This is a genomic window from Streptomyces sp. JH14 (assembly GCF_029428675.1).
Taxonomy (GTDB): domain Bacteria; phylum Actinomycetota; class Actinomycetes; order Streptomycetales; family Streptomycetaceae; genus Streptomyces.
This window is the reverse complement of record NZ_JAJNEL010000001.1, coordinates 129,686-150,587: the sequence shown is the minus strand read 5'-3', so window position 1 is coordinate 150,587 and position 20,902 is coordinate 129,686. Positions and strand designations below refer to the sequence as shown.

The window sequence follows — 20,902 nt, the reverse complement described above, 5'->3', positions numbered from 1 at the left end:
TCGGCGTGGACCTTAGGGACCCGCTCGACGCCGGGTCAATCCCTTTGCATCGTCTAAAGTCCTCGCATGGCCCAGGGGATGCGCAAGCCGACCATCGTCGATGTCGCCCGAGTGGCGGAGGTGTCGACCGCGACTGTTTCGCGGGTTCTCAACGGCAGGCGCGTGACGGACCCCGAACTCGTGCGCCGGGTGCGCCTCGCGGCGGCCGAGCTGCATTACCGGCCCAGCGGCACCGCGCGCAGCCTCAAGGCGGGCGTCACCCGGCTGATCGGCGTCGTGGTGCCCGACCTGGGCAATCCCTCGTTCTCCGAACTGCTGCGCGGGCTGGCGGACGCCGCCGGCACCCAGGACCACCGGCTGCTGGTCGCCGACGCGAAGGAGAGCCAGGACGAGGAGCGGGCACTGATCCAGGAACTCGCCCTGCACTGCGACGGGTTGGTGCTCTGCTCGCCACGGTTGCCGCTGGAGGAGCTGGCGCGGTTCGAGGTGGGCCCGATGGTGTGCACCAACCGGGCGGTCGGCGACCTGTCGATGAGCTCGGCCGGTGTGGACTCGTACGCCGGGATGGCCGCGGTCGTACGTCACCTCGCCGGGCTCGGACACCGGCACATCGGCTATCTCGCCGGCCCGCCGACGTCCTGGTCGAACGCCGAGCGGCAGCGCGCCTTCGACGACGCGGCCGCCTCCCTGCGGATCCGGGTGAGCGTGGCGCAGGCCGGCTCCACCAGCGACGACGGCCACCGCGCCCTGCCCGAGCTGCTGGCGGCGGGGGTGAGCGGCGTCGTCGCGTTCAACGACCTGGTGGCGATCGGCGCCCTGGCCCGGCTGCGCGAGGAGGGGCTCGAGGCGCCGGGCGACATCTCGCTGGCCGGGTTCGACGACATCCCGGTCGCCCAGTTCCTCGCGCCACCGCTGACGACCGTGCGGCTGCCGACCGAGGAGGTCGGCCGGCATGCCTGGGCGCTGCTGTGTGACCAGCTGGAACGGGCCGGACGGCACGGCACGGTGCGACTGCCGACCGAGCTTGTGGTGCGCGCGTCCACGGGTGTCGCCGCCCGGACCTGAACCGCGCCGTCGCAATCGCCAATTCCGTCAGGGGCGTTGACAGCGACCGGGGCACCCCGGCATGGTCCATCGGCGAGAAAACGTTTACTCAGTGGATCTTGTTCGTCGAGGCGTCCGCCCCGGTCCAAGGAGCCCCCGTCATGCGTCTTCGCCCGTCGCCCGCAACGTTCGTCCGTCCGGCGGCACTGGCAGCCGCCGTCGCCCTGTTCGCCTGTGCGGGCCAGGCCGTCGCCGCCCCGGCGCCCGGATCCGACACCACGGCGCCGGCAGCGACCCCCTTCGCCCTGGACGCCACGGGCTCCGCGTCGCCGGTCGAGTTCGACGGCGGCATGCAGGGCTTCTCCGTCGAGTCCGCGGACTTCGCCCACGGCTACCTCACCAAGGACCTGCTCGCCGAGCGGCTGAAGACCCTCGGCCCGCGCGGTGTGCTGCGCCTCGGCGGCTACTCGATGGACCTGGTGTGGCCGGCCTTCGGCGCGTACCGCGACGCCTCCGCTCCGGCGCAGGCCATCGGCGGCACGGTGGACCAGGCGGATCTGGACGGCCTGAAGCGGCTGCTGGACGCGACCGGATGGAAGGTCACACTCGGTGTACCGCTGAAGTCGCTCCTCGATCCGGCGAAGCTGAAGAACCCGCTCAAGGACCCGGCACCGCAGGTCACGATGGACCAGGTGGTGGCGGAGGTGAAGGCCGCACACGCCACGCTCGGCGACGGCCTGCTCTCCGTCGAGGTGGGCAACGAGTACGACAACGTCACCACGCTCACCCCCGCCGAGATGTGGTCGACCGTGAAGCAGTACCAGGCGGAGATCGACGCCGCTCTGCCGCACGCGCACCTGAAGATGACCGGCCCGTCGGCCAACACGGCCCTCACCAACTCCGTCATCGACGGCTTCGCCGACGCCGCGCTCGCCGACGGCACCGGCGCCCCGCGGCGCGCCCTCGCCGAGCTGTCCTCCCATCTGTACGCCGGGAGCCACTGCGGCACCTCGACGGCCACCATGGCGCAGCTCATGTCGCCCGACACGTACCTCAAGGCCCGTACCAAGCTCGAGGGCATCAAGGCCGTCGGTGAACGGCTGCACCACACCGTGCCGATGACGCTCAACGAGTCCAACAGCGCCTCGTGCAGCGGCCAGCCCGGGGTCAGCAACGCCTACGGATCCTCGCTGTGGGCGCTCGACCACCTTCTCGAAACGGCGCGGAACGGCGTCAGCCGACTCCTCTTCCACACCAACACGGCCGCCGTCTGCGGCGACTTCAAGCCCCGCGACTCGGCCGACTACCCCATCTCGTACCGCTACTACGGCGCCTTCTGTGCCGCCGACCAGGCGCAGCTCGACGCCCACCGGCTCTCCGCCTCGCCGCTCTACTACGGCCTGTGGGCCTTCCGGCAGCTCCCACAGGGCCACTTCGTCGACCTCGGCCTGTCCGACGACGCCCTGGGCAAGTTGCGTGCGTACGGGATCGAGGGCAGGGACGGCACGCTGCACGTCGTCCTCATCAACGTCCAGGACCCGGCCGCGGCGGACGCCACCGACGACACGGTCACGATCGGACTTCCCCGCAGCATGCACACGGCGCGCGCCACGGCCCTCGTGAGCTCCGCCACCGGCGGCCTGTCCTCCCTGGATGCCGAATCCATCACGCTCGGCGGCGCCAAGGTGACCTCCGCAGGGACCGCGGACCGGGCCCCGCGGAGCACGCCGCTGCGGATCGGCGCGGGCCGGTCCACCGTGACCGTGGCCCCGGGCAGCGCGCAGATCATCAGCATCTCCCGATGAGCGAGGCCGGTTCGCCGAGGGCCGTCGATGCACGCGCGACGTGTCAGCCGGTGAAGTGCACAGGGGACGGTCAGTACGTCACGGTGATCCGGCGGGCAGGGCCGTCCACTCTCACGCTTCCCCCGTACGGGATCACGAGCTGGGGATCGGTGTGTCCGAAGTCCACGTCGAAGACCGCCATCGTCGCAGGGGCGTACGCGGCCAACGCTCGCAGCACGGCTTCGCGTTGCTCGACGGCATAGCGGCGCTTGGCTTCCGGGTCGTTCGGCTTCTCGAAGGACCATGCCTTGGCGCGTGCCATCAGCAGGGCGGGGAAGCGGGCCAGCAGGCCGCGTTCGCCCATGTTGCGCAGGATGCGGAAGATCTCCTCTCCGCCGGGCATCTCCTCGGAGGTCTCCAGGAACAGGACGCCGCCCTCGTAGGCGACGGTGTCGCGCTCGATCTCGCGGTCGGCCATCAGCAACCAGGAGAGGATCTCCAGGTTTCCGCCCCACGCACGGCCTTCGACGACCCGCTCGGGCCGGTGCCAGATCCAGCCCTCGGCGGGCTGCGAGTCCGGCTCCTTGCCGAAGGTGGCCGGATCTGCCCAGTCACGGCTCGAGTCCCGGTAGCGCTCGGCGCAGCGAAGCTCATAAGGGCCGGAGGTGAAGAGGGCGGCGCGCACCGAATCCGCGGTCATCGGGTGAAGGGTGTGCGGGCGGCCGATCTCGGTCATCACGCAGGCGCCGTGATAGCCGACGATTCCCAGGTTGTGCAGAAAGATCAGCAGGTTGGTGTTGTCGCTGCTCCCGAAGAACGGCTTGGGGTTGGCGCGGATCAACTCCCGGTCGAGCAGGGGAAGCACGGTGATCTGGTCGTCACCACCGATCGTGGCCATCACCGCCTTGATGGTCGGATCGGCGAACGCGGCATGGATGTCGTCGGCACGCTCCTGGGGTGTGGAACCCATTCTTCGCGTGGCCGGGTATTCCACTGGTTCCAGACCGAAATCCTCACGCAGCCGCTCGAGTCCCAGCTCGTGCGGCAGGGGGAGGAGTCCGGCGAGACCGGAGCCGGGCGAGATGACCGCTATGCGGTCGCCGGGCACGGGCTTGGGCGGATACGCAGATGACCTCATGCGCACGAGGGTAAGGCGACAACCTCACGTTGTTCACCTCCATTTGACTGCGGGGCGCGTCATGACCGACGCCGCGCGGATCCGCGAGCTTCTCAGCCACCGGTCCCGGTCAGGGCCGGGCGAGACCCTCCCGCGAGACTGCGCCGAAGACATCACCGCTACCGGGATGGCCCCGCAGCAGACGCTGCCGCCATCGCGGGCAGGGTCACCCACAGCTTCGGTCAGCGGTCGGCGTCCGCGTCGCCCGTCGTCCGTCGGAGCCCGGGCGGCGCGGCCGGGGCGGGCTCGAGCGGCGGCCGCTCGGCCACAGCCACCTCCGCCGCACGCACCAGGTGCGCGCCGACCCGGTAACCGCGGCGCAGCACCTGGGCACAGGTTGCGCCGGTGGTCCGGGGGCTGCCGGCGCAGGAGGCGGCGGTGTAGGTGAGGGCCTCGTGCATGCGGGGGTCGAAGGGTTCGCCCGCTTCGCCGACGGCGTGCAGTCCCAGTGCGGCAAGTCGGGCCTCCAGGATCCGGGTGACGTGGTGGAAGCCGCCGGTGACGTCGCCCAGGGCCCGGGCCCGGTCGATGGTGTCCAGAACGGGCAGCAGCCCGGCCAGGACATTGGCGACGGCCGCCTCGCGGATCGCGAGGCGGTCCCGCCGTACACGCTTGCGGTAGTTGTCGTACTCCGCCTTGACCCGTTTCAGGTCGGCGGTGCGCTCGGCCAGCTCCGCCTCCAGCTGCCGGATCCGGTCCTCGGCGGTTGAGGGACCTTGGGCGGGACGCCTGCCCTCGGTGGCCGGGCAGGCCGTGGCGGTCGAGTCCGCCGTCGGCGCGCCCTCCTGCCGCTCGGGTCGATGGGGCGGAAGCACGGCGGGGCCGGTGGCCGAGGGGTCGCGGACGACAACGGGGGGCCGGGAATCCGGATGCGGGGGCTGGACCGACTGCTTCATCGCGTCCCTCCTTCTACGGTGTCGTCGTCCACGATCTCCGCGTCGACGACCTCGTCCTCGCCGCCCGTCCCCGCCTGTTCCGCGGCGCCGGGGGGCTGATCCGTCCGGGCCTGCGAGTAGAGGGCGGTGCCGATCTTCTGAACGGCGGTGGTCGCCCGTTCCACGGCGGCGCGGAGGGCAGTGGTGTCGTCGCCCTTCGCCTTCTCCTTGACGTCGGCGAGCGCGGTCTCGACTTCGGCCTTGACGTCCGCGGGCAGCTTGTCGGCGTTCTCGGCCAGGAGCTTCTCGGTGCTGTAGATGAGCTGCTCGGCGCTGTTGCGGGTGTCGGCGGCCTCCTTGCGGCGGCGGTCCTCCTCCGCGTGTGCCTCGGCATCGCGCATCATCTGCTCGATGTCGTCCTTGGGCAACGCGGAGCCGCCGGTGACGGTCATCTTCTGCTCCTTGCCGGTGCCGAGGTCCTTGGCGGCGACGTGCATGATGCCGTTGGCGTCGATGTCGAACGTGACCTCGATCTGCGGCAGGCCCCGCGGCGCAGGCGGCAGACCCGCCAGGTCGAACACGCCGAGTTTCTTGTTGTACGCCGCGATCTCGCGCTCGCCCTGGAAGACCTGGATCTGCACCGACGGCTGGTTGTCCTCGGCCGTCGTGAAGATCTCGGACCGCTTGGTCGGGATCGTCGTGTTGCGCTCGATGAGCTTCGTCATGATGCCGCCCTTGGTCTCGATACCGAGGGACAGCGGGGTGACGTCGAGGAGCAGGACGTCCTTGACCTCGCCCTTGAGGACACCGGCCTGGAGCGAGGCGCCGATGGCGACGACCTCGTCCGGGTTCACACCCTTGTGCGGGTCCTTGCCGGTCAGTTCCTTCACCAGGCCCGTGACGGCCGGCATGCGGGTCGAGCCACCGACGAGAATGACGTGGTCGATGCCGGAGACCTGGATCCCGGCGTCCTTCACCGCCTGGTGGAACGGGTCCCTGCAGCGCTCCAGGAGGTCCGCGGTGAGCTGCTGGAACTCAGCACGGGTGAGCTTCTCGTCCAGGTGCAGCGGGCCCTCGGCGGAGGCACTGATGTAGGGGAGGTTGATCGTCGTCTCGGTCGCCGCGGACAGTTCGATCTTCGCCTTCTCGGCGGCCTCACGCAGCCTCTGAACGGCCATCTTGTCCTTGGCGAGGTCGACCCCGTAGTTGTTCTTGAACTGTTTCACCAGCTGGTCGACGACGCGCTGGTCCCAGTCGTCCCCGCCCAGGTGGGTGTCGCCATTGGTGGACTTCACCTCCACGACGCCCTCCCCGACGTCCAGGAGCGACACGTCGAACGTGCCGCCGCCGAGGTCGAAGACGAGGATCGTCTGGTCGTTCTCCTTGTCCAGGCCGTATGCCAGGGCGGCCGCGGTGGGTTCGTTCACGATCCGCAGCACCTTCAGACCGGCGATCTCACCGGCCTCCTTCGTGGCGGTGCGCTGCGCGTCGTTGAAGTACGCGGGCACGGTGACCACGGCGTCGCTCACGTCCTCGCCCAGATACGCCTCGGCATCCCTCTTGAGCTTCTGCAGCACCCGCGCGGAGATCTCCTGCGCGGTGTAGCGCTTCCCGTCCACGCTGCCGGACTCCGGGAACCGCCAGTCCGCCTCACCCATGTGCCGCTTCACCGACCGGGCGGTGCGCTCCACGTTGGTCACCGCCTGCCGCTTGGCGACCTCGCCGACCAGCACGTTGCCATCCTTGGCGAAGGCCACGACGGACGGCGTGGTCCGGGCGCCCTCCGCGTTCGGGATCACCGTCGGTTCGCCGCCCTCCAGAACGCTGACGACCGAGTTCGTCGTACCGAGGTCGATACCGATCGAGCGAGCCATGATGCCGCTCCTTCCCGCACGCCTCACGTCAGGCGCCGGGCTGCCGCGCAGCGCCCCTCAGATTCCGGGATACGTCGCCTCGCACACGCTGTCAACGCGTCCCCGCGCAGCGGCTCCCCGGAAGCGGCGACGCGGAGCCCGGCCCCCGCGACAACACGGGATCCACCGCGGGCACAGCGGTGCTGAAGTGCGGCGGGGCACTGCCGGGTACAGGGTGAGGGCAGGAGCCCGATCAGCCGGCCGTGAGGTCGGCCGGGCGGCCGGGGCGTCAACGCGCCCAAGACCGTTCATCGGAAGGAGCACCGGATGCCTGCCCTCGAACAGATCGTGCCGGTGACCGGTGCACCCTGCTGGGTGATCCTGATCGCCCAGGACCTGGATGCCGCACAGTCCTTCTACGGGGCAGTGATGGACTGGACGTTCCGTGACACCACCCTCGGCAGCAACTTCTCGGTGGCCCTGTCGCACGGTGAACCCGTCGCCGGGATCGGAGCCTGCTCGTCCAGCGGACTTCCCACCCTCTGGACACCGTATTTCGCCGTCGGCAACGTCGACGAGACGGCGGACCGCGTCAGAGAACGCGGTGCCACGCTCGCTGTCGGGCCTGTGAAACTCGGCAAAGGACGTGCTGCGCTCGCCGCCGACCGTGACGGGGCGACCTTCGGTTTCTGGGAGGGCCCGGCCCTCGCCTGGTCGCCAGGCCATGGCAGCGCGCCCGCACGGCTGGATCTGCAGACGCGCGACGCCTTCGAGGCGGCCATCTTCTACGCAGAGGTGTTCGACTGGGCCAAGCCGCCCGGCGACTGCACGGTCGACTACGCGGACGACCACGTACTCGTCCAGGTCGCGGACCACACGGTCGCCACCCTTTGGGGTGGAGGCGTCGAAACCGCCCCGGACCCGAAGATCCGTCCCCGGTGGATCGTCGACTTCCACGTCGAGGACAGCAAACGCGCCGCGGCCGCCGCCGTCGCCGCCGGAGGGGACGCCTCACCAGCCCCACCGCTGGGCCGTTCCTCGAAGGACGCTTTCATCATCCGTGACCCTGAGGGCGGCCTGTTCACGGTCTCTGACGCCTGACGAGCGCCCCCCGGCGCGCGCACGCGCCCGTACTCACCCGAGTGGACCGCGCTGACCGGCGGCCCCTGTGGTGCAGGGACGGCGGGAGGCTACGCGTGCCGGATCAGGGGCGGACCGGTGCCCTTGATCTGGGTCCAGTTCGAGGAGTGAGGTCCGGATGACAAGTGGGAGCCGGTCACCTTGGCCGGCCAGGATTCGCCGGAGTCGAAGATCAGGGTGACGTCGCCGCCGAGCAGCAGCGCTTCGCCGCCGCGGGCCGTCAGCTGCGCTGTCCAGGGCGGCCTGTCGGCGGGCCCGTTGATGGCGTCCGATTTCTCACCGATGGACACCTCGGCCCACACACGGACCACCGAGCCGTCGGCACGTTGCACCGTGGCCAGCCCCTCATACGGGTTCATGTCCCCAGTCTCGGTCGGCATCCGCACCGCCGCCTCCCGGGATCGGCCCTGCCGCCCCGCCCGCCGCCCCGGCGGTCAGGACCTGCGCCGCCCTGTGCCAGGGCGGTGACCGGGAACGCGACTCAGCAGGCGACCAGTGCGGCCGCGTCCGCGGTGAAGACGGCCCGCCCGGCGGCGATCCGCCGGTCCCGCAGGGGACCGGGGCGCACCAGCCGGTCCAGGGAGCGGAGCAACGCGTTCTCGTCGGCAACACGCTCGGTGAGGCCTGCGGCGGCCATCTCGTGAACGCCCTCGACACCGTGGCCGGCGATCGGCCGGTACCCGATGACAGGTACGCCCGCGGCGAGCGCCTGCACGGCCGTCTGACCTGCAGCGTTGTCCACGAGGGCGCTCGAGGCCGCCATGAGGTCGGGCAGGTCCTCGACCCAGCCCAGCGCCAGAACGCCGGGGAGCGCCGCGGCGCGGGCCCGCAGGCGTTCGTCCGTGCCGCACAGCAGCACCGGGAGGTGCCCGGTGGCGGCGAGCAGGCGCGCGGTGGGGAGCAGCCCGTGTCCGACGCCCCAGGCACCGGCCGAGATCAGCACGGCGGGGCGGCCTTGGCCGCGCCGCGCGAACTCCCGCGCCCAACGGGACGGCTCCGCGCCCGTGTCCTCGTGGCCCACTGCCGCGAAGGCCGGGGGCACGACCGGGCCGCACACCTGCGCCGGGCGTCCGGTCGCGGCGCGGACGCGTGCCGCGACGGCCTCGGTCAGGCACAGATACCGGTCATTGCCGGGATGGAGCCACTGCCGGTGCACGGCGAAGTCGGTGACCACGACGGTGCTGGGCGGGCAGTCACCGTACCGGGCCCGCAGCCGGCCGGTGACCTGGGCAGCCTGGTGGAAGGTGGAGACGAGCGCGTCCGGTCGCCGGTGTTCGACGACCCTGCGCAAGCGCGGCTGCAGGGCTGCGGCGAGCGGCCCGGTGTCCGGCGCCCAGTCGTTCCGTTCGCCCGCCTCCGCGCCGTCGCGGAAGAATGCCGAGTAGACCGCTCCATAGACCCACGGGCAGCGGTGGAGCGCCGTGCGGTACGCGGCGCGCAGCCCGGGCCCCACGCCGGGAGGCAGCATGTCGAGGAGGTCCACCCGTGCGGTCAGGTGTCCGCCGGACCGCAGCCGCCGGGCCAGTTCGGCGGCGACGGCATCGTGTCCGGCGCCCATGCTCGCGCTGACGATCAGAATCCGGCGTCCCATTCCTTGGATGTTCCTCGCACGGCAGCCGGTGTGCCACATGGGAGATGAGGCGGACCGTTAGCCCAGTGCGGTCGGTGCGTTTGCCGATGCGCCGGTTGCATGAAGGAATACCCGGTAATGGGCCGGTCAAGGCGGCGCCCGCAGCGGAGCACCAGGATGCCGGCGGTCCCGGAGGACGGAAGGCCTATGCGCAAGAGCCCCCCAACCCGCGGCACCCCCACAGCCAGGGCCGACGCGACGCTGTCGGCTGCGGGGCGCCCGCCTGCCCGCAGCCCGCGGCCAGTCGTCCTGATCACCGGGGCCTCCTCCGGTATCGGCGCAGAAGTCGCGTCCCGGCTCGCCGGCGGCGGCCGGTGGGAGCTGCTGCTCAACGGGCGGGACGAGGACCGGCTCGACGGTGTCGCCGCCCGCACCGCCGGGACCGCGCTGCCGATGGACCTGGCCGCCGAGGACGGCTGCCGCAGGCTCGCCGAGGCGGCGCTGGCGCACAGTGGCCGGGTCGACGCGCTCGTCGCCGGAGCGGGGCTCGGCTGGGCCGGCGCGTACACCGCCATGCCGGCCGCCACGGTGGACCGTCTGGTGAGTGTCAACGTCTGTGCCGTGCTCCATCTCGTCCGCCTGGTGCTGCCGCAGATGGTGGCGCGCGGGTCGGGCCGGCTGGTGCTGATCGGCTCTGTGGCAGGCCGGTTCGGTGTGCGCGGCGAGGCGGTGTATGCGGCGACGAAGGGGGCGCTGATCGCGTTCGCGGAGAGCCTTCGCTACGAGCTCCGGGGCACCGGCGTCCAGGTCTGCCTGGTTCTGCCAGGTCCGGTCGACACACCGTTCTTCACCCGCCGCGGCACCCCGTACTCGCGGTCCTGGCCACGGCCGGTCCCCGCCGGGCTGGTCGCCGCAGCGGTCGAGGAGGCATTGGCCGGAGGCCGGGACGAGATCACCGTGCCACGCTGGCTGGGCGTGCCCGGCCGCATCCAGGGCGTGGCCCCGCATCTCTTCCGCAGGCTGGCCATGCGCTTTGGCTGAGCGGGCACCCGGCAACGGACACGCGCGCAGGGGTGGTGGCACATGATCATCGTCTCCGTCGTACTGGCGCTGTTGGCCGCGCTCGGGAACGCGGCCGCCTCCGTGCTCCAGCGCCGTGCTGCCGCGACCGACCCGCCCGGCCCCCCGGGCAGCCGTCTCCTCGGGCGGCTCGGCTTCATACGCCGGCGTTCCTGGCGGTGGGGCGCGGGGCTGCTGGTCGTCTCCGGGGTGGCGCAGGCCCTTGCCCTGGCGACCGGGCCGCTGGCGGTGGTGCAGCCGGTGATGACGACGGAGCTCCTGTTCACGCTGGTGCTGGCCGCGGTCGTCTTCCGGCGGCCGCCGGGGGCGCGGACCTGGTGGGCGTTCCTCGGGATGGCACTCGGCCTGGCCGCTTTCCTCCTGCTGGCCAGTCCGGCCGGCGGTGTGGAGACCGTGCCGCCACGGAGGTGGCTGGTCAGCGCCGTGCCCGCCGCCGCCGTGTCGATCATGCTGGCCGTGGTGGGCATGAGACTGCAGGGCTCGGCCCGGGCGGCGGTGCTGGGGTCGGTGACCGCCATCGGCTTCGCCTTCACCGCGGCCCTGATCAAGGACACGCTCGGCTTGGTCTCCGGTGGAGTCGGGGAGCTGTTCGCGACATGGCAGATCTATACGGCCGCGGCCGTCGGCCTGGGCTCCTTCCTCATGCTGCAGGCCACCTTGCGGGCCGGCTCGCTGGCGGCGTCACAGCCCGCGCTCACCCTCGGCGACTCATTGCTGAGCGTCGTTCTGGGGGTCTCGCTGTTCGGGGAGCGGATCGAGCTGGGCTATCGGGTACTGCCGGAAGCCGCGTCGCTGGGGCTCATCGCCTTCGCCAGTGTGCAATTGAGCAGATCACCTCTGGTGTCCGGGAAGGAGGAGCAGCGATGGTGAGACGCTTCGGGACGGGGTGGACGGCGGTGTCACCCGGCGCGGCGGCGGCCGCAGCGGGTCTGGCCGCGGGTGTGGCTGCCGCGTGCCACATCGGACCCGCCGCCACCTGGCTGCCCCCTGTACGGAGGATCCTCGCCCCCGCGCTGGACGGCCGCGGCCATCGAACCCATGTGGCACTGACCTTCGACGACGGGCCGGACCCGGCCAGCACCCCGCACTTCCTGCACGTCCTGGAGGAGCACCGGGTACGGGCCACCTTCTTCGTCGTCGGCAGCGCATTGGAACGTCATCCGGCCCTCGGCCGGGCGCTCGTGGCGGGTGGTCACGAGGTCGCGGTGCACGGCTGGCAGCACGAGCGCCCCTGGTTCCCCACACCGCTGCGCGACGCACGCGAGGTGACGCGGACCGCCGCCGCGGTGCAGGACATCTGCGGGACCGCGCCGCAGTGGTACCGACCGCCCTACGGCATTCTCACCGGCGGCCGCCTGGCAGCTGCCCGCCGCGCCGGCCTGCGTCCGGTGCTGTGGTCGGCATGGGGCCGGGACTGGACGGCACACGCCGATACCCGTTCCGTGCGGGCATCCGTCCTGGCGGATCTGACCGGTGGTGGCACCGTGCTGCTGCACGACGCGGACGGGTGGAGCGCGCCGGGCGCCTGGCGCGCCACGCTCGCTGCACTGCCCAGACTGCTGACCGAGTGCAGCCGGCTCGGCCTGACCGTCGGCCCGCTGGCGGAGCACGGCATCGGGCACGCCGACATCGGCACACACCGTCGTCGGGCACGGCCGCCCCGGTGACGCCGCCCCGCCTAACTCGAACAGCGGTATGAGGAGTCACCGTTCCTCACTCGACGGCAGGCACCGGTGCGCAGCACCTGATCAGAGCAGCACGGCGCGCTGCTGATCGGCGGGGGCGCGCCCGGCCACGAGACGGCCGCGGCGGCAGTGTCTGCGATACCTGCCGGGAGGCGCCGGACTCCGATCAGCCGCCCGGATCCGCGCCTTTCCGGGCCGGACCGCATCCAGGCGCTGTACCGGGCGGGGGCGCCCCACCGGTGCCCCCGCCTGCCGGGGCACCGGTGGGAAACGTGCGCAGAGATCAGACGGCCGGGGCCGGGTAGGTCGGGTACTCCACCCCGGAGACGTGCTGGACGACCCGGATGACCTGGCAGGAGTAGCCGAACTCGTTGTCGTACCAGAGGTAGAGGATCGCGTTGTCGCCCTCGACCTTGGTGGCGCCGGCGTCGACGATCGAGGCGTGCCGCGAGCCGATGAAGTCGTTCGAGACGGCGTCGGGGGCGCTGGTGAAGTCGATCTGACGCTTGAGCGGCGAGGTCAGGGACACCTCGCGGAGGTAGTCCAGGACTTCCTCGCGGTTGGTCTCGCGGGCGAGCTGCAGGTTGAGGATCGCGATCGACACGTCCGGCACCGGGACGCGGATCGAGCTGCCGGTGATCCTCGCCTTGAGGTCCGGCAGCGCCTTGGCGACGGCGGAGGCGGCGCCGGTCTCCGTGATGACCATGTTGAGCGGCGCGGAACGGCCGCGACGGTCGGACTTGTGGTAATTGTCCAGCAGGTTCTGGTCGTTGGTGAACGAGTGGACGGTCTCCACGTGGCCGCGCAGAACGCCGTACTCGTCCTCCATCGCCTTCAGCGGCGGGACGATCGCGTTGGTGGTGCAGGACGCGCAGGAGATGATCTGCTCGTCCGGCTTGATCATGTCGTGGTTGACGCCGTGGACGATGTTGGGGACGTCACCCTTGCCCGGCGCGGTCAGGACGACCTTCTCGATGCCGGGGCGGAGGTGGCTCGACAGCCCCTCGCGGTCGCGCCACTTGCCGGTGTTGTCGATGAGGATGGCGTCCTTGATGCCGTACGCCGTGTAGTCCACCTGCGACGGGTCGTCGGCGTAGATGAACGTGATCTCGTTGCCGTTGGCGATGATCTTGTTGTTCGCCTCGTCGACGGTGATCGTGCCCTGGAACTGGCCGTGGATCGAGTCACGGCGCAGCAGCGAGGCACGCTTGACGATGTCCTCGGCGCCGCCCCTGCGGACGACGACGGCGCGCAGCCGCAGGCCGTTGCCGGAGCCGGACTTCTCGATGAGCAGGCGGGCCAGCAGGCGGCCGATGCGGCCGAAACCGTAGAGGACGACGTCGCGCCCCTCGCGACGCTCGATCTTGTTGGCGCCCGTGGCGCCGGCGACGGCTCCTGCGGTGAACTCCTCCACCGTCAGGCCGCGGTCGTCGGCCTTGTACGTCGCGGCGAGCATGCCGATGTCGATCTGGGAGGGACCGAGATCGAGTGTGGTCAGAGCCTGCAGGAAAGGCAGCGTCTCGGTGACCGAGAGTTCCTCACCGGCGATCTGCCGGGCGAATCGGTGGGTCTTGAGAATGCTGACCACCGACTTGTTCACCAAGGAGCGGCTGTGGAGCAGGATCGTGACGTCCCGCTCCCGGTGCAGCTTCCCGATGATCGGGATCATCGACTCCGCGATCTCCTCGCGGTTCTTCCAGTTGGTGAACGAGTCCTCGTTGACAGTCACAAGTTTATCTTTCGAGCTAGGGGGCGCTCATATGCTAACCCCCTGCCACTTTGATCATTCAAACGGACCCATCCGGCCGGGATGTGAGGATCGGACCCTCAGTCGCAACGAGGGTGGAATCGGTCATTTTGCAAGGTCTGAACATTTGTTTTTGCGAGATTCGCACCGATTTGATCTCGGTGTGTGATCCTCGTCGGCCCCCGTCGACGTGATCCGCTCGCCCGGCTCGGCGGACCTCTGCCGGGCGGCGTTCCCGCGTTCACAGGGGACGGCCGGACGGACCGCGTCGTTCTCCGGATCAGTCCTTGCCGTCTTCCGCCGTGGCGGATTCTGCCGCGGCAGCGGCCGATTCGGCCGCGTCCACCAGTTGCTTCATGTGCCTGACCTCTGACGGGCTGGTGGTCACGGGGCGGTCGGAGGTGCCGCTGCTCTCTCCGTCACCGCCCTGTCCGCAGCCGGTGAGGGCCGTGAGCAGCAGGACGGCGGCCGCGACGGCGGTGGCGGCGTGGCGGACCGTCATTTCTTGCTCCCGTTGCTGTTGGCCTTGCACCAGGTCTTGACCGAGGTCAGGTCCTTCTGGCGCTTCTCGAGCGTGGGAACGAGCGAGCGGCGGAAGGTGAGCTTGTCGTTGAGGTAGGTCTCGATCTCCGTGTGACCTGCTGCCTTGGCGTTCTCCACCCGCTTCGCCAGCCGGGCGACGGAACCGCGCTGTGCCGCGTCGGCGCCGAGACGGTCCAGGGCCCGCTCGATGCGCTTCTCGATCTTCGGTACCCGCTTGCACAGCACGTGCGCTCCGTCGCCGGTCGGAGTGGGGTTCGGCGCCGGCGATCCGCCCCCGGCCGCGGCCGTGCCGGCGGCGGCGAGCAGTGCGCCGACGGTGGTGAGAGCCAGGGCGGTGGGTTTGGCGATCCTCATGACGGTGTCTCCTCCAGGAGCGGGCGCGAGGCCCATGCACCCGCGCATGCGCAGAAGTTAGGAGCTGTCCTTGTGGAAACCTTGTGGGGGTGCGGCGGTTGCGATCAGCCAGTCCCGCTCGGTCGGCAAGGAGATCTCCGCCTGCCTGCTGTCTCGCACGGGGAGCCGGACCTCGATCCGTGTGCCCCGGCCGCCGGGGCGGTCCTGGATCCGGATGCTGCCCGTGTGCAGGGCGGTCTGTTGCGCGACCAGCGTCAGACCGAGGCCGGAGCCGGGACTGTCCGGGCTCCGCTCGAAGCGACGGAAGACGGCATCACGCTGCGAGGGGAGGACGCCGGGGCCGCGGTCGTCGATCGTCAGCACCGCGCACGACCCCCTGGGGTGTCCGCCCGCTCGAAGACCCAATTCCACCCGTGCGCGTCCGTCATCGCTCCGACCGTGGATCAGGGCATTGGCCAGGAGGTTGTCGATGATGGTCCGCACTCCGGGCTCCCACGCGTGCACATGCAGACGCGGCATGACCGGCACGGCGATCTCCGCCGTGGGGTGCCTGCGCCTGGCGTCGGCGACGGAGGCGTCGATCGCCTCGGTGAGGTCCACCGCTCCGAAGGCATCGGCCTCGACCAGGTCGCCCCGGCCGAGCTCCCTCAGCATCACCAGCAGGCCCAGCATCCGGGCGTGCTCGGCCCGGAGATCGCCGAGGACCTCGTCCCGGTCCGCCGATGCCAGGCCGGGATGCTGGTCGAGGATCTCCAGGTTCGTCTGCATGCTCATCAGCGGGGTACGCAGCTCGTGCGCCGCGGCGGCGGCGAAGGACCGGGCGGTGGTCAGGGCCTGAGCGGTCCGCGAGGCCTGTTCGTCGTAGCGGGCCAGCACGGTCTGCAGAGTCCGGGCCAGGTCATCGACCTCGGAGACCCCGGTCGGTGTGTGGTCGAGCCTTGCCGTGTCCACCCGCGGGTCGAGGCCGCTGGTGCGCTGCTGCAGCCGACGCAACGGGCGGCCGGCCCGTGAGGCGACAGCGAACGCCACGAGCCCCGACGCCACTGCTGCCAGCAGTGCCACGGTCACCACGCGTCGGCGAACGAGAGTCAGTTGGCTGTCGCCGGCGGTGTCGGGGGAGAACAGCCACAGTGTGCCCTGGACACCCGGGCGCGACCCCTGCACACGTACCGACAGCACCCGCCAGCTCCTGGCCCCGTCCTCGACGGTGACCGGAGTCCGTGCCCGGGCCGGCAGGGGCACGGATGCATCGGGCTGAGGGCCGCCCGAGACGGTGCCGTGCGGTCCGGTCAGCCGGATGCCGACATCCAGGCCGGAGGCGTACAACTGCCGTTCACGCGCCTGTTCGACCGCTGCGGGACGGTCGGCGGCGGTGGCCCGCAACAGCTGGCGGGCGTTGACGGCTGCCACCTCCGCACGCTCTCGCAGATGCGCGTCCTGCTCGGCATGCAGGTCATGGGCGACCAGCAGGAGCAGCAACCATCCCGCCGCCAGCACCAGTACCGGCACGGTGGCGCCGACGGCGAGCGCGATACGCGTGGCCAGCTTCACGCGTTGCCACCCCCATGGTCCGCGCGCAGGACGAAACCGACTCCCCGCACCGTGTGGATGACCCGAGCCCGGCCGCCACACTCCAGTTTGCGTCGCAGGTAGCTGACGAAGGTGTCGACGGCGTCCGTACGCACCTCGACGTCGTACCCCCAGACGCGCTCCAGCAACTGGTCCCGGGTGAGGACGATCCCCGCGTTGCGCGCGAGGACCTCCAGCAGCTCGAACTCCCGCCGGGTCAGCGTCAGCAACTCGCTGTCCAGCCGTGCCTCGCGGGCAGCCGGATCCAGCACGAGCGGGCCGACGCGGACCATGTCCGTGGCCCTGGGCGGCCGCCGGCGCAGGAGTGCATCGAGCCGCAGCACCAGCTCCTGCAGCGCGAACGGCTTGACCAGGTAGTCGTCGCCACCCGCCTGGAGCCCCGCGATGCGGTCCGCCGTCTCGTCCAGAGCCGACAGCATCAGCACGGGCAGGTCGTTGCCGTCCTCGCGCAACGCCCGGCACACCTGGATGCCGTCGAGGTCGGGCATCGATATGTCGAGCACGACCACATCGGTCGGTTCCCGTCGCACATGGGCCAGGGCGGTCCGCCCTCCTCCGGCAAGCGCCACCGCGAAGCCGGCCAATCGCAGTCCCCGCTCCAGCGAACGCCGGATCGCCGGATCGTCGTCCACCACCAGCACCTGCCCCCGACCGACGCCACCGCTCATCCGGTCCCCCTTCTCTCCCGGTCCGTGCACCGGACCGGTGCACGGACCATCGTGCTACCGGGGCCGTGCCGCGTCATCATCGGGATGACCGGGCCATCGGCGTGAGCGGCCCGGCAGCGCGACGGCAGGAGCGGGGTGACCCCGGTGAGGCGGGGCACTGTCCGGGTGCCGACCGTAGTGCGCAACCGGCCGTTGTCCGCCGGGCGACTCCACGCGCCGCGCGCCGGAAGCCGGTCCCCTCCGTGCGGGTACGAGGTGCGCCCCGACCGGTTCGCACGGGAGTGAGCGGAGGGCGCGGCGGCCGCGCTCACGGTCGGCGGGACCTCGTCCGACAGGCCCAACGGAAACGGCGTCACCCGTCTGACCAGCCCGACCTGCCGTCGGCTGACGCACACGGAAGTCTAGGATCCGTCACCAGAGACGGAGATGTCGCCTGCCCGCGCCCGACCTGGGCGGCCCCATTTTCATGACCGGAGGAGACGGGATGTCGCACCGCTCCGGCAGGACCAGCTGGAAGCGCTTCGCCGCTGTTCTCGTTCCGGGTGTCACGGCCGCCACCGTTCTCGGAATCGCCATGGCACAGGGAGCGCTGGCCGCGTCCTTCTTCGTCTCCGGCCAGAGGTTCCAGGTGACGGCGGACACTCTGAGGTCCCGCGGTGTGAGCATCTACGGCATGGTGGATGTGAGCCGGGCGGGCACCCTCGTGCCGGTCGTGGTCATCGGGGCCCGCAACGCGACGATCAGTGGGCTGTGCCAGTCCGTGGTGGCACCGGTCCCGGTCCTGGGCCCGTACACCCTGAGGTTCACCGGCGGCGAACAGAGGCCGGTGGAGGCCAGGGACCTGTTCCTCGACGTGACGTCCGCGTCGGTCGGACAGGCGAATCTCGACGGCCTGGACATCGGCGTGGCAGCGGGTGCGGTCACCAAGGGCCCCATCAGCCCGGAGGACAGGAACTCGCAGTTCTTCGACCCCAACGGCTTCGCCCAGCAGGCGGTGTCGAGCACTCTGACCGACGTGCGCGTGACCGCGGTCGCGGTCACGGCCGCCACGTTCAACGTTCCCGATTTCGGTGTGCGGCTCGAGCAGGGCCGTCACGAATGCTTCTGATCCTTCCGCAGGGAGCACGCGTGTTCTTCGAGCCTTCCGGCAGGCGGCAGAACCTGCGCGTGACCGCCGCCGACGTCCGACGGAGATTCAGGGCCTGGCGGGGTGAACGGCCCTTCTGGGCCGGTCTGTTCACTGCCACTGCGGGCCTGCCCATCATCTACTTCCCCTATGCGCATGTGACTCTGGGCGGCATTCCCCTGGCCCTGTCGACCACGGCCGGCGCGGGAGCGCTGGTCATCGGGGTTCTGCTCCTGGTTCTGGGCTTCTCCCTGTGGTTCCATCGGCAGGTGCGCACGTTCGCCGGGATCGCGACCATGCTCCTCTCCCTGATCTCGTTTCCCGTCGCGAATTTCGGTGGCCTCCTCCTCGGGCTGCTCTGCGGTCTGATCGGCGGTTCCCTGGCCTGTGCCTGGACTCCTCCCACGGACGCCGACGGGGCGACGCCCGCGGTGGGCCCTGTGCCGACGGCCGGCCCGTTGAGCGAGGACCAGGGTGGGATGTGACGACCTGACCGGTCACGCGGCGGGCGGTCAGCGGCCCGAGCCTTTCCACCCGAGCAGTACCGTGCCGGGAACCAGCACGGCGGGCACGATGCAGCGGCCTCTCGCCTGCGCGTTGGCGGTGGCCGCCCTGCCGGTGGCCCTGCACCTCTTCGCGCCGGCGGGCTCGAGCGCGCTGCGCTCCTCCGGCGCCATCCGCACGTCCGAGGCACCGGTCGGCCGCTCGTCTGCCCTTCCGGCAGGCGTGCTCTCGGAGCTCCGCGCCGGCAGACTCGTGCTTCACGGCAGTACCTTCCGCGGTGTGGTCACCGTGCGTACCGCAGCCGGGTCCGAGCCGGTGCTGAAGTTCACCGCTCGGTCGCTGGACATCGGCGGACTCGACCTGAGAGCGGGCCGCGACGGCGCGGCCATGCGTCTGCGCACCGGGCCCGCGACGACGTCCACGGTCAAGGGCAGAGACACGGTGGCGCTCTACATCCGCAAGCTGTCCGGCATGCTCGCCGGACTGGGCGGGGCTCCGCTCCCGGCCGACCGCAGCGTTGCCATCACCCCCGACGCCCTGCCCCCTTGGCTCACCCATCCCGCCGTTCCCACCCGTACGGTCACCTTCGAGAACGTGACCGTTTCACAGCTCGTCCGGTTCAGCGGCGACATGTCCCTCACGGGAACGGTCCTGCGCCCCGGGGCCGGGTGACCGGCGCAGTCGCGCCGGTCGGTAGCGGGGCCTCGCCGATGCCCAGGACGACGGAGCGCGGCACGACCGGTCTAGCCGGCCGAGCGGGGCCGCGTCGTGTCGTCCGCGTGTGCTCCCACCCGATCAGACGGCAGAGCCGGCGCGTACCAGGGCAGGAAGTTCGCGAAGCGAGGTGATCTCGTGCGACGGGGGCCGCAGCCGGGGGTCGCGCTCCACGCGCGACCGGTTCAGCCATATCGAGGCACCCAGTCCCGCGTTGTGCGCTCCGCCGACGTCGGTCACCAGGCTGTCGCCCACGTGGCAGACGTCGGCGGCGCCGAGCCCCAGGCGGTCGAGCGTGATGTCGAAGATCCTTCGGTCGGGCATGGACACGGCGACCTCGCCCGAGATCACGGTGAGGTCCAGGAACTCGTCCAGACCGGTTGCCGTGATCTTGTCCCGCTGTGCGTCGCCCGGACCGTTGGTGACGAGAACCAGTCGGCACGAGGCGCTGCGCAGCGCACTGAGTGTGTCCGTCACGTCGTCGAACAGGGCGTAGCGCAGACGACGCTGCCGCGTGTACTCGTCGGTGGCCGGCCCGGCGAGTTCGGCGTGCCCGCACTCGTCGAGCGCCTGCCGCCAGAACTCCCTCCAGAGGGAACCGGCATCAGGGATCCGGCCGGGCGGGTGCGGTGCACCGTCCCCCGCCGCGCGCATGTGGTCGAGGTAGCGGCGTACATAGGCGCCGTAGAGCGCGTCGCCATCGAGGTCGGGGGCCTGTTCGCCCAGGGTCGCGCACACGTCCCGCACCGTCGCACGCCAGGCGGGCATGCCGTAGTCGAGCAGGGTTGCGTCGAGGTCGAGCAGTACTGCCTGGATCATGCACCGAGCATACGCATCGGCTGCGTCACGACATCGCCGTACTGCTACGGCGGTTGAGGACGCTGCTCGTCGCGGTCGCTGCTCACGCGTACGGGTGGAGGTCCGGGCACCGTCCTCAGCGGGCGCGGGCGAGCCGGGTGCCGCTGCCGTAGGGGGCGGACACGGTGAGCCGGCGGTCACGGGCATCACGGTGCCCACCGTGGGGCCCATCCGGCACCGTCACCGGACCGGCGCCGCTCTCCGGTCGCCCGACCGGGTCGCGTACGCGCACGCCCCTCCCCCCTCGCGCGGCTCGGCGGGGTGCCCGAGGAGCCGTCGACGCGCGCCGTCGGTGCTCGTCCACCACCGGAACGCCGCTGTTGTCGTGCTGTGCGGGCAACTTCGCGACATCCTTGTAGGAGGCGGCGGCCACCACCGGGACGACCGTATACGCGGTTGTGCCCCCGCCCCGCGGAGGACGGTGCCTCCCGTCACCCGGAGTCGTCCAGGAGGGCAGCCCTCACCGGTGGGCCCGCAGTCCCACGATCCGCCCGGCTCCGCCGGGGCGAGAAGGGCGAACGGTCCTCCGAAGAGGCCGTTCGGGTCACCGTGGCAGCGGCGGCGCCTCCATGGGGACCTGAGCAGCCCTC

At 71.1% G+C, this 20,902-nt stretch carries 20 protein-coding genes; 9 read left to right on the top strand and 11 right to left on the bottom strand.

The window, feature by feature from the left end:
• Positions 1 to 66: 66 nt before the first annotated feature.
• Positions 67 to 1,065: a LacI family DNA-binding transcriptional regulator gene (locus tag LRD69_RS00690; RefSeq protein ID WP_277324575.1), complete on the top strand. Its 999-nt coding sequence runs from the start codon at positions 67 to 69 to the stop codon at positions 1,063 to 1,065.
• Positions 1,066 to 1,205: 140 nt separating this feature from the next.
• The gene (locus LRD69_RS00685; RefSeq protein ID WP_277324574.1) at positions 1,206 to 2,849 is read left to right on the top strand and encodes a hypothetical protein; all 1,644 of its coding nucleotides are present in this window, start codon (positions 1,206 to 1,208) and stop codon (positions 2,847 to 2,849) included.
• 70 nt (positions 2,850 to 2,919) lie between these two features.
• Here the strand turns inward: LRD69_RS00685 and LRD69_RS00680 are convergent, their stop codons facing one another.
• The 3 genes from LRD69_RS00680 to dnaK form a co-directional block, all read right to left on the bottom strand.
• On the bottom strand, positions 2,920 to 3,966 hold the full coding sequence (locus LRD69_RS00680) for a S66 peptidase family protein (RefSeq protein WP_277324573.1): 1,047 nt from the start codon (positions 3,964 to 3,966) through the stop codon (positions 2,920 to 2,922).
• Positions 3,967 to 4,187: 221 nt separating this feature from the next.
• On the bottom strand, positions 4,188 to 4,901 hold the full coding sequence (grpE, locus tag LRD69_RS00675) for a nucleotide exchange factor GrpE (RefSeq protein WP_277324572.1): 714 nt from the start codon (positions 4,899 to 4,901) through the stop codon (positions 4,188 to 4,190).
• Positions 4,898 to 6,754, bottom strand: a complete 1,857-nt coding sequence (dnaK, locus tag LRD69_RS00670) for a molecular chaperone DnaK (protein ID WP_277324571.1) — start codon at positions 6,752 to 6,754, stop codon at positions 4,898 to 4,900. Before dnaK ends, grpE begins: the two co-directional genes overlap by 4 nt.
• 306 nt (positions 6,755 to 7,060) lie before the next feature.
• Between dnaK and LRD69_RS00665 the strand changes: the two genes are divergently transcribed.
• On the top strand, positions 7,061 to 7,834 hold the full coding sequence (locus LRD69_RS00665; protein ID WP_277324570.1) for a VOC family protein: 774 nt from the start codon (positions 7,061 to 7,063) through the stop codon (positions 7,832 to 7,834).
• Positions 7,835 to 7,923: 89 nt separating this feature from the next.
• Here LRD69_RS00665 and LRD69_RS00660 read toward each other — a convergent pair whose 3' ends face one another.
• Positions 7,924 to 8,232, bottom strand: a complete 309-nt coding sequence (locus tag LRD69_RS00660) for a hypothetical protein (RefSeq protein ID WP_277324569.1) — start codon at positions 8,230 to 8,232, stop codon at positions 7,924 to 7,926.
• A gap of 122 nt (positions 8,233 to 8,354) precedes the next feature.
• Positions 8,355 to 9,464, bottom strand: a complete 1,110-nt coding sequence (locus LRD69_RS00655; protein WP_277324568.1) for a galactosyldiacylglycerol synthase — start codon at positions 9,462 to 9,464, stop codon at positions 8,355 to 8,357.
• A 186-nt stretch (positions 9,465 to 9,650) separates the two neighbouring features.
• On the opposite strand from LRD69_RS00655, the gene LRD69_RS00650 reads away from it, so the two are divergent.
• The 3 genes from LRD69_RS00650 to LRD69_RS00640 are packed head-to-tail and all read left to right on the top strand — an operon-like array spanning position 9,651 to position 12,190.
• The gene (locus tag LRD69_RS00650) at positions 9,651 to 10,484 is read left to right on the top strand and encodes an SDR family oxidoreductase (RefSeq protein ID WP_277324567.1); all 834 of its coding nucleotides are present in this window, start codon (positions 9,651 to 9,653) and stop codon (positions 10,482 to 10,484) included.
• Between the two features lie 42 nt (positions 10,485 to 10,526).
• Positions 10,527 to 11,393 carry a DMT family transporter gene (locus LRD69_RS00645; protein WP_277324566.1) on the top strand — a complete coding sequence of 289 codons (867 nt, stop codon included), beginning with the start codon at positions 10,527 to 10,529 and terminating at the stop codon, positions 11,391 to 11,393.
• Positions 11,387 to 12,190: a polysaccharide deacetylase family protein gene (locus LRD69_RS00640; protein WP_277324565.1), complete on the top strand. Its 804-nt coding sequence runs from the start codon at positions 11,387 to 11,389 to the stop codon at positions 12,188 to 12,190. The genes LRD69_RS00645 and LRD69_RS00640 overlap by 7 nt, the downstream gene beginning before the upstream one ends.
• 301 nt (positions 12,191 to 12,491) lie before the next feature.
• On the opposite strand, the gene LRD69_RS00635 is transcribed toward LRD69_RS00640, so the two are convergent.
• The 5 genes from LRD69_RS00635 to LRD69_RS00615 form a co-directional block, all read right to left on the bottom strand.
• The gene (locus LRD69_RS00635; protein ID WP_277324564.1) at positions 12,492 to 13,937 is read right to left on the bottom strand and encodes a glyceraldehyde-3-phosphate dehydrogenase; all 1,446 of its coding nucleotides are present in this window, start codon (positions 13,935 to 13,937) and stop codon (positions 12,492 to 12,494) included.
• 298 nt (positions 13,938 to 14,235) lie between these two features.
• Positions 14,236 to 14,457, bottom strand: a complete 222-nt coding sequence (locus LRD69_RS00630; RefSeq protein WP_277324563.1) for a hypothetical protein — start codon at positions 14,455 to 14,457, stop codon at positions 14,236 to 14,238.
• Positions 14,454 to 14,852, bottom strand: a complete 399-nt coding sequence (locus LRD69_RS00625; RefSeq protein ID WP_277324562.1) for a hypothetical protein — start codon at positions 14,850 to 14,852, stop codon at positions 14,454 to 14,456. The genes LRD69_RS00630 and LRD69_RS00625 overlap by 4 nt, the downstream gene beginning before the upstream one ends.
• Positions 14,853 to 14,909: 57 nt before the next feature.
• Positions 14,910 to 16,403, bottom strand: coding sequence for a HAMP domain-containing sensor histidine kinase (locus LRD69_RS00620; protein ID WP_277324561.1), 1,494 nt, complete (start codon positions 16,401 to 16,403; stop codon positions 14,910 to 14,912).
• On the bottom strand, positions 16,400 to 17,110 hold the full coding sequence (locus LRD69_RS00615) for a response regulator transcription factor (protein ID WP_277324560.1): 711 nt from the start codon (positions 17,108 to 17,110) through the stop codon (positions 16,400 to 16,402). Before LRD69_RS00615 ends, LRD69_RS00620 begins: the two co-directional genes overlap by 4 nt.
• 484 nt (positions 17,111 to 17,594) lie before the next feature.
• On the opposite strand from LRD69_RS00615, the gene LRD69_RS00610 reads away from it, so the two are divergent.
• The 3 genes from LRD69_RS00610 to LRD69_RS00600 all read left to right on the top strand — a co-directional run bounded on the left by LRD69_RS00610 (position 17,595) and on the right by LRD69_RS00600 (position 19,412).
• Positions 17,595 to 18,218: a DUF6230 family protein gene (locus LRD69_RS00610; RefSeq protein ID WP_277324559.1), complete on the top strand. Its 624-nt coding sequence runs from the start codon at positions 17,595 to 17,597 to the stop codon at positions 18,216 to 18,218.
• Positions 18,219 to 18,238: 20 nt separating this feature from the next.
• The gene (locus tag LRD69_RS00605; protein WP_277324558.1) at positions 18,239 to 18,721 is read left to right on the top strand and encodes a DUF6114 domain-containing protein; all 483 of its coding nucleotides are present in this window, start codon (positions 18,239 to 18,241) and stop codon (positions 18,719 to 18,721) included.
• A gap of 61 nt (positions 18,722 to 18,782) precedes the next feature.
• Positions 18,783 to 19,412, top strand: coding sequence for a hypothetical protein (locus LRD69_RS00600; RefSeq protein WP_277324557.1), 630 nt, complete (start codon positions 18,783 to 18,785; stop codon positions 19,410 to 19,412).
• A 123-nt stretch (positions 19,413 to 19,535) separates the two neighbouring features.
• On the opposite strand, the gene LRD69_RS00595 is transcribed toward LRD69_RS00600, so the two are convergent.
• On the bottom strand, positions 19,536 to 20,273 hold the full coding sequence (locus tag LRD69_RS00595; protein WP_277324556.1) for an HAD-IA family hydrolase: 738 nt from the start codon (positions 20,271 to 20,273) through the stop codon (positions 19,536 to 19,538).
• Between the last annotated feature and the right edge of the window lie 629 nt (positions 20,274 to 20,902).

Coding starts and splice junctions, on each gene's coding strand:
- LRD69_RS00690 (WP_277324575.1), top strand. CDS start 67: ATGGCCCAGGGGATGCGCAAGCCGACCATCGTCGATGTCGCCCGAGTG.
- LRD69_RS00685 (WP_277324574.1), top strand. CDS start 1,206: ATGCGTCTTCGCCCGTCGCCCGCAACGTTCGTCCGTCCGGCGGCACTG.
- LRD69_RS00680 (WP_277324573.1), bottom strand. CDS start 3,966: ATGAGGTCATCTGCGTATCCGCCCAAGCCCGTGCCCGGCGACCGCATA.
- grpE (WP_277324572.1), bottom strand. CDS start 4,901: ATGAAGCAGTCGGTCCAGCCCCCGCATCCGGATTCCCGGCCCCCCGTT.
- dnaK (WP_277324571.1), bottom strand. CDS start 6,754: ATGGCTCGCTCGATCGGTATCGACCTCGGTACGACGAACTCGGTCGTC.
- LRD69_RS00665 (WP_277324570.1), top strand. CDS start 7,061: ATGCCTGCCCTCGAACAGATCGTGCCGGTGACCGGTGCACCCTGCTGG.
- LRD69_RS00660 (WP_277324569.1), bottom strand. CDS start 8,232: ATGAACCCGTATGAGGGGCTGGCCACGGTGCAACGTGCCGACGGCTCG.
- LRD69_RS00655 (WP_277324568.1), bottom strand. CDS start 9,464: ATGGGACGCCGGATTCTGATCGTCAGCGCGAGCATGGGCGCCGGACAC.
- LRD69_RS00650 (WP_277324567.1), top strand. CDS start 9,651: ATGCGCAAGAGCCCCCCAACCCGCGGCACCCCCACAGCCAGGGCCGAC.
- LRD69_RS00645 (WP_277324566.1), top strand. CDS start 10,527: ATGATCATCGTCTCCGTCGTACTGGCGCTGTTGGCCGCGCTCGGGAAC.
- LRD69_RS00640 (WP_277324565.1), top strand. CDS start 11,387: ATGGTGAGACGCTTCGGGACGGGGTGGACGGCGGTGTCACCCGGCGCG.
- LRD69_RS00630 (WP_277324563.1), bottom strand. CDS start 14,457: ATGACGGTCCGCCACGCCGCCACCGCCGTCGCGGCCGCCGTCCTGCTG.
- LRD69_RS00625 (WP_277324562.1), bottom strand. CDS start 14,852: ATGAGGATCGCCAAACCCACCGCCCTGGCTCTCACCACCGTCGGCGCA.
- LRD69_RS00615 (WP_277324560.1), bottom strand. CDS start 17,110: ATGAGCGGTGGCGTCGGTCGGGGGCAGGTGCTGGTGGTGGACGACGAT.
- LRD69_RS00610 (WP_277324559.1), top strand. CDS start 17,595: ATGTCGCACCGCTCCGGCAGGACCAGCTGGAAGCGCTTCGCCGCTGTT.
- LRD69_RS00595 (WP_277324556.1), bottom strand. CDS start 20,273: ATGATCCAGGCAGTACTGCTCGACCTCGACGCAACCCTGCTCGACTAC.